This is a genomic window from Kribbella albertanoniae (assembly GCF_004348455.1).
Classification (GTDB): domain Bacteria; phylum Actinomycetota; class Actinomycetes; order Propionibacteriales; family Kribbellaceae; genus Kribbella; species Kribbella albertanoniae.
This window is the reverse complement of sequence record NZ_SMKA01000386.1, coordinates 1-6,536: the sequence shown is the minus strand read 5'-3', so window position 1 is coordinate 6,536 and position 6,536 is coordinate 1. Positions and strand designations below refer to the sequence as shown.

Annotated in this window: 8 protein-coding genes; 4 read left to right on the top strand and 4 right to left on the bottom strand. The window is 67.6% G+C overall.

What is annotated here, in order from left to right:
• Together E1261_RS42265 and E1261_RS42260 are read right to left on the bottom strand one after the other, a co-directional pair.
• Positions 1-329 (bottom strand): nucleoside deaminase (locus tag E1261_RS42265; RefSeq protein WP_132415538.1); only part of this gene is annotated, 329 nt, incomplete at its 3' end.
• The gene (locus tag E1261_RS42260) at positions 326-1,162 is read right to left on the bottom strand and encodes an LLM class flavin-dependent oxidoreductase (protein ID WP_132415536.1); all 837 of its coding nucleotides are present in this window, start codon (positions 1,160-1,162) and stop codon (positions 326-328) included. The genes E1261_RS42260 and E1261_RS42265, both read right to left, overlap by 4 nt.
• Positions 1,163-1,255: 93 nt before the next feature.
• Between E1261_RS42260 and E1261_RS42255 the strand changes: the two genes are divergently transcribed.
• On the top strand, positions 1,256-1,717 hold the full coding sequence (locus tag E1261_RS42255; RefSeq protein WP_132415534.1) for an Lrp/AsnC family transcriptional regulator: 462 nt from the start codon (positions 1,256-1,258) through the stop codon (positions 1,715-1,717).
• On the opposite strand, the gene E1261_RS45680 is transcribed toward E1261_RS42255, so the two are convergent.
• The gene (locus E1261_RS45680; protein WP_165952834.1) at positions 1,702-1,866 is read right to left on the bottom strand and encodes a hypothetical protein; all 165 of its coding nucleotides are present in this window, start codon (positions 1,864-1,866) and stop codon (positions 1,702-1,704) included. The two genes, E1261_RS42255 and E1261_RS45680, sit on opposite strands and share 16 nt — an antisense overlap.
• 11 nt (positions 1,867-1,877) lie before the next feature.
• Positions 1,878-2,846 (bottom strand): LLM class flavin-dependent oxidoreductase, encoded by a 969-nt coding sequence (locus E1261_RS42250; RefSeq protein ID WP_132415532.1) that lies wholly within the window; start codon positions 2,844-2,846, stop codon positions 1,878-1,880.
• Between the two features lie 117 nt (positions 2,847-2,963).
• Here E1261_RS42250 and E1261_RS42245 point away from each other — a divergent pair, with 117 nt between their 5' ends.
• The 3 genes from E1261_RS42245 (at position 2,964) to E1261_RS42235 (ending at position 6,429) form a co-directional block, all read left to right on the top strand.
• Positions 2,964-4,082, top strand: coding sequence for a mandelate racemase/muconate lactonizing enzyme family protein (locus tag E1261_RS42245; RefSeq protein ID WP_202875445.1), 1,119 nt, complete (start codon positions 2,964-2,966; stop codon positions 4,080-4,082).
• 8 nt (positions 4,083-4,090) lie between these two features.
• Positions 4,091-5,047, top strand: coding sequence for a dihydrodipicolinate synthase family protein (locus E1261_RS42240; protein ID WP_132415530.1), 957 nt, complete (start codon positions 4,091-4,093; stop codon positions 5,045-5,047).
• Positions 5,048-5,205: 158 nt separating this feature from the next.
• Positions 5,206-6,429: a helix-turn-helix domain-containing protein gene (locus E1261_RS42235; protein WP_132415528.1), complete on the top strand. Its 1,224-nt coding sequence runs from the start codon at positions 5,206-5,208 to the stop codon at positions 6,427-6,429.
• The last annotated feature ends 107 nt before the right edge of the window (positions 6,430-6,536 follow it).

Genomic DNA, 6,536 nt, shown 5'->3' with positions numbered 1-6,536 from the left:
CTGTTGAGTTGGTCGCCGGAGAGGGCGTAGATGATGTTGCCGAGGCCGGCGCGGGCCAGGGCGCCGGTGCACATTTCGCAGGGTTGGCAGCTGGTGTACATGGTGGTGGCGGCTGCTACGTCGGCGGAGAGTTCGCGGGCGGCCCAGACGGCTAGCTTCAGTTCGGGGTGGAGGCTGATGTCGGATTCGGTGATGGTGGTGTTCTGGGCTTCGGCGATCACGGTGCCGTCGGGGCCTACGAGGAGGGAGCCGAAGGGTGGGTTGCCGGCCTCGCGGGCGGCGGCCGCCAGGGCGATCGCGCGGCGGAGGTAGGTGTCGGTCGACGTCATGTCAGCTCCTGTCGGAGGGTAGCCAGGGCTTGCCAGGCAACCTCGGGGTGTTCGGTCTCGGCGGGGTCGCCTTGGAACGGATCGAGTACGACGCTGGTCGCGCCGAGTTCACGCAGTACGTCGAAATCGGCGAGCACCTGGTCGATCGAACCCTCACCGGCCACTCGCGTCTCCTCGGGCGACGGCGAAGCGGTGAGCCGGAGCAGGATCCTCGGCGCGAACGCCGGTACGGCCCGCCCCTCGGCCGCCGCGATCTCCGCCAGCTGCTCAGTTGCCGTGCGCAACCAATCGACCCGCTCCCGGAGCGGATGCCAGGCATCACCCAACAGCACGGTACGCCGCATGGCCGCCGTACTGCGGCCGCCGACCCACAAGGGAATCCGGCCGACTCCGTAGTCCGCGGTGTCTGCCCAGGCCGCACGCAACGAAGTCAGCAGCTCGTCAGTCGCCCGCCCACGCCGCGCGTGCTCAGCACCGAGCGCCTCGAACTCCTGCTGCGCCCATCCCGCCCCGACGCCGAGCACCAGCCGCCCACCACTCAGCTGGTCAAGGTTGGCCGCCATCCGCGCCACGAGCAGCGGATGCCGGTACCCCGCGATCAGGACCGTCGTACCGAGCCGCACCCGCGACGTGATCCCGGCCAGCCAGCTCAACGTGGTGAACGGTTCGTAGAACGGCGCCGGATACTGCTCAGCGACATCCGGCGTGATCACCACATGGTCCGACACCATCAACAGGTCGTACCCGAGCCCCTCAACCACCTGCGCCCACTCACGCAACCGCGCCGGATTCGTACCGGGCCCGAAATTAGGGACGTTCACGCCGATTTCCACCCGGACAGGCTATCCAGGCGACAGTCCACCTTTGAAGAGATTTCTCCCGGCAAGATCGCCATCCAGCCGTGGATTCCCCGGTACATTTCCCTCATGACCGAGACTCTCGATGCGATCGACTGGGCAGTCCTGACCGAACTGCAGGCCGACGCCCGGCTGTCGCTCAGCGAGCTGGGCCGCCGCGTCAACCTGAGCGCGTCGGCAACCACCGAGCGTGTACGGCGGTTGGAGTCGCTCGGTGTCATCACCGGCTACCGGGCCGAGGTGGACCTGGCGAAGGTCGGCTACCCCGTGCTTGCCGTCGTACGGCTGAAGTATCCCGGCAACAAGCACGAGCCACTCAAGCGCCTCCTCGCCGAACGCGGCGAGTTCCTCGAGTGTCTGCGGACCACCGGCGACGACTGCTACACCCTCAAAGTCGGCGCCACCTCGATGCCGCACCTGGAGGAGCTGGTCAACCTGCTGACCGACCTCGGCAGTACGACGACCAACCTCGTCTACTCCCAAACCCAGCCCTACCGCGGCCCTCGGCCACCGGTTCAGCGGCTCCAGTAGTAGAACTGGTGCAGCTGCAGCGAGGTGTCGATGATGAACATGTACTGACTGCTCATCGAGTCGACGTCGAGGTCCGCCTGCAGCATGACGGCCGCGCCGTCGCCGGCCGTTCCGAGCCGATGTCGCCACGACGGAGACGTTGACACCAAGCGGCCAGGGTTCAGGCGTTCAGCTCGCCGAAGGCTTCGATGGCGCGCAGCGCGTCGGTCTGGGACATGCCGGGTGGCTGGACGCGGAGGATGATGCCGTCCGCACCCATCTCCTCGTAGTGGGCGATCCGTTCGGCGCATTCGGCGGACGAGCCGATGACACTGCGGTCGACGATGTCGTCCCAGCCCTGGGTGTAGCGACTGGCGTCAGCCGAGGTTCGCTTCCAGCCGGTATAGGCGTCGTACAAGTCGCGCAGCGGCTCCTCGAGCGCCTTCCGCGCATCCTGTGAAGTCGGAGCAGCGAACCCCTCCCGGCACAAGATGACCTCCGCCCCGAGCGTGCCTGAACCCCGCGGATACCCGAGATACTCCGCGATCTTTCCCGGGAGATCGGCATCCAGTTCGTTGAACGACGTCGTCCAGCCGTCACACGTCCGGGCAGTCCGCTCCAGTACGGCGGACACTCGGCCTCCGTTCCACAGCCGGGGTCGCGGCGATTGCACCGGACGCGGCGACAGGTAAGCGTCCTGCAAACTGGTGAAGCGGCCCTCGTAGGTCACCGACTCCGAGGTCCACAACCGGGTGACGATCTCGAGGCACTCCTCGAACCGCGCAACCCGCTCGCGCTGCGTCACGCCGTACAGGGCGAACTCCTCCGGGCGGTACCCGAGCACGAACCCGGCCGTCACCCGGCCACCGGACAGAACGTCCAGATGCGCTAGCGTCTCAGCCAGTACGACGGGTTGGTACAACGGTGCGACGATCCCGGCCGTGGCGATCCCGATCGTCGAGGTGTGGGCGGCCAGCCAGGTCATCGAGGTGAGGATCTCGTGGTATCCGGGTCGGTGCAGATGCCGCTCCCCGAGCACCACCCACTCGAACCCGGCCTGCTCGGCCAGCCGCGCCTGCTCGACCGCATCGGCCAGTTGCGGCCGTTCGCCGTCGGTGCCGTACAGGTTGAGATACAGACCCAGCCGCATCAGGGTGCCACCTTCCGTTGACAGAGAGCACTCGGGGTATTTACGGTCTTGACCGTAAGTCCTTTTGCTTCGGATTGCGACCCCTAACCGCCTGATGGTGTCCCTAAGGAGCCGACCTTGACTGTTCTATCGCATCCGGTCGGCCTCCCGGCCGGCACCGGATCGGCGCCGATCAGCGCGATCCGGACCCGCGTGGTCAGCGCGCCGTACCGCCGGCCGTTCCAGATCAGCAGTGGAATCAGCACGGATCTGATCAGTCTGGTGGTCGAGATCCACACCGCCGACGGCGCGGTCGGGATCGGCGAGACGTCCCCCATGACGGCGTACACCGGGGAGACCCTGGCCGGTGTCACCGCCGCGATCGAGGAGCACCTTGCGCCCGCGCTGATCGGGCGGGACCCGCTCGACCGAGCCGGTGCACATGTCGTGATGGACGGCGTCCTGCGCGGTCAGCACGTGGCCAAGTCCGGCCTCGACATCGCCTTGTACGACCTGGCCGGCCGTCTGTGCGGCTGGCCGGTGCATGCGCTGCTCGGCGGCAGCATCCGGAGCCGGGTGCAGACCGCCTGGGTAGTCGGCCTCGGCACACTCGACGAGATGGCCGCTGAGGCCGCTGAGTACTCCGCACGCGGCTTCCAGCATCTGAAGGTCAAGGGCGGCCATGACCCCGCCAAGGACCTCGAGCTGGTCCGTGCGGTGCGTGCTGCGGTCCCAGCGGAGACAGAGCTGTGTCTGGACGCCAACGAGGGGTACGACGCCACTACGTCACTCCCGTACCTGGCCAAGATGACGGAGGCCGGTCTGAGCCTGCTGGAGCAGCCGCTACCGCGCTGGGACCTGGCGGGGATGGTCCGGCTGCGACAGCGGCTGGACGTGCGGGTGATGGCTGACGAGAGCATGCACTCGCTGCACGACGCCCTGGAGATCGTCCGGCGCGGGGCGGCCGACGTACTGAACATCAAGATCCTGAAGGTCGGCGGACTGCACCGGGCGCTGCAGATCGCCAATCTGGCCGAGGCTGCGGGCCTTGCGGTGAAGATAGGCTCGATGCCGGAGCTGGGCATCGCCACCCTGGCTGCGGTTCACCTGGCCGCCGCCGTACCTGGTGCAACCGTTGCGGCCGACCTGGTGGGGCCGTTGCTGGTTGAGGAGGACCCGCTGGCTCCGAGTGTGTTTGCCGACTGCAAGGGCTGGATCGACGTACCCACCCGACCTGGCCTCGGCCACGACGTCTGAGAGGTCCCATGCATCCCCTCGTCGAGCAACTCCGCGGCACAGTCCTCCCTGCGGTCTTCACACCGATGGACGGCAGCGGAGCGATCCAGTACGACGTCCTGGCGGCGTACGCGACTGCTATTGCGGGTCAGGACGTCGGTGGGATCGCAGTGTGGGCCCACACCGGCCGCGGGCTGTATCTGAGTGCTGCAGACCGGACCAAAGTGCTGGAAACGTGGCGGCAGGCCACTGCGGCTCCGATTGTGGCCGGAGTCGGCGTACCGCGATCGGAGTCCCCTGCCAGCCTGCAGGAGGCTGCAGACCTGACTGTGGCAATGTCACTGCAGGCGGCGGACGCCGGAGCGGACGCAGTGATGGTCTATCCGCTCGCTGGGCTGGCTGAGCTGCCGGACGGACATGCGCAGGCCGTCAAGCTGCACGAGCGGGTCGCCACTGAGAGCGGGCTGCCGCTGGTCGGTTTCTACCTGCACGGCGAGGCAGGTGGGTATCCGTACCCGCCAGAGCTCATCCGGGACCTGCTCAGCCTGGACGCGATGCTCGGGGTCAAGACAGCGACGCTGGATCGGGCTATCGGCACACAGGACGCCATTTGGGCCGGGCGAGACACCGGCAAGCTGCTGATCACGGGCGAGGACCGGATGTACGGGCCGTCGTTCATGTGGGGCGCAGATACGGCCCTGGTCGGTATCGCGTCAGCACAGGTCGAGCTGTCGGTCGCCGTACTGCGGGCTTGGCGGACCGGCGATCACTCTGCGTTCCTGACTGCTTCCGAGCGGCTGGACCGGTTCGCGGCGGCCACCTTCTACGCCCCGATCGAGGGCTATGTGCAGCGGATGATCTGGGCTGCCGTCTGGGAGGGCCTCATCCCGGAGGAAGCGGCGTACGACGCCTATGGCCCGACTCTGCCCAGCAGCGAGCGCGATCTGGTGATCAGCACGCTTGAGGAGCTGTCGGCCGACAAGTGAGGTGGCGCGCTCCCTCCATCGCTCCACCACACCTCGTCCGCAGCCGACCACGCGCCCTCGCGGGCAATTATGGTCTTGACCGAAACTAGGAGACTCTGCTTCGATCGTCAAGAGTTCGGCCCGGGCTGCATTACAGTGCGTGGCATGGGGGTGTCCTGATGGCAGTCGTGGTCGGCGTTGTCGGTCCGGAGGACGTGGTGCAGCGCGTGATCGCGACCGGGCCGCCGAGTGGGGCGACTCTCCAGCCGCTGTCGTACCGGCACGAGACCGAGACCATCGAGCTGGTCGTCCAGTCCCAGGAGCAGGTCGACGCACTGCTCTTCACCGGCATCGTCCCGTACACGATCGCCACTGAGGCCGGCGTCGTCGACCGCCCCGCGATGTACGTCTCGTACGACGGCGCCACGCTTCTGCGCGCCTTGGTCGAGCTGCTGCGGCTCGGGCACAACGTCACCCAGTTCTCGATCGACACGCTCCGGCGCAGTGAAGTCCTGGAGACGCTGATCGAGGCCAAACTGCCGACTGATCAGATCCAGGTGCTCCCGTATCGGCCCGGTCTGACCTCGGACGACATCGTCACCTTCCACCGCAGCGCCCGCGCCAAGCACGACACGAAGATCGCGATCAGCTGTCTCGGTTCGGCCTTCCACCTGCTCGAGAACGAGATGCCCTCGGTCCGCCTGGTCCCGTCGCGCTACTCGATCCGCTCCACCCTGCAGGCGCTCGTCCTCACCACCAGCGGCCAGCACGTCGGCGACGCCCAGGTCGCACTCGGCATCGTCGACCTCCCCGAGCCCGATGACGCCCTGGCCGGCGACCTCATCACCCTCGGCGGCAGCCTCGCCCTCCTTCCCGACGGCCGGTACCTGGTCGTCACCACCCGCGGACTGCTCGAGCAGGCGACCGAACAGTTCACCCGGATGCCACTCCTCGACCACCTCGCCGCTCGGCACAGTACGGCGTACGTCGGTTTCGGCATCGGCCGTACTGCTGCGGAAGCCGAAGCCCTGGCCCGCCGCGCCGTCGGCCGCGCCGGCTCGATCGGCACCGTCGCCGGCGTCGTCTCGATGTCCGACGACGTCGAGATCGTCATCGAACCCTCCGGCGACCAGCCCGCCATCCCCCGCGGCGCCGAAAGCCTCCCCCTGCTGGCCCGCCGCGTAGGCCTCAACCCGGCAACCCTCGCCCGCATGCGCGAACTAACCGCCAAGAACCCCGACGGCCTCACCACCCAAGACGTAGCCGACCACCTAGCAGTCCAACTCCGAACCGCCCGCCGAGTCCTCAAGCGCCTAGAACGCGCCGGCCTGGCCGACCCCATCGCCACCCAGCAACACGGCCGAACCGGCCGCCCTCCCACCATCTACGCCATCCGCCTCTAACCGCGTCTGATGGGTATACCAGCCAGATGGTGGGTTAGCCCATCAGAATCCGGTTGGCCAACCCACCATCGGATGGGTGTACCCATCAGACGGGGACGGTCAGGGGG

Excerpts from the sequence above, each read along its gene's own strand:
- E1261_RS42250 (WP_132415532.1), bottom strand. The coding sequence starts at position 2,846 with ATGCGGCTGGGTCTGTATCTCAACCTGTACGGCACCGACGGCGAACGG.
- E1261_RS42255 (WP_132415534.1), top strand. The coding sequence starts at position 1,256 with ATGACCGAGACTCTCGATGCGATCGACTGGGCAGTCCTGACCGAACTG.
- E1261_RS42235 (WP_132415528.1), top strand. The coding sequence starts at position 5,206 with ATGGCAGTCGTGGTCGGCGTTGTCGGTCCGGAGGACGTGGTGCAGCGC.
- E1261_RS42240 (WP_132415530.1), top strand. The coding sequence starts at position 4,091 with ATGCATCCCCTCGTCGAGCAACTCCGCGGCACAGTCCTCCCTGCGGTC.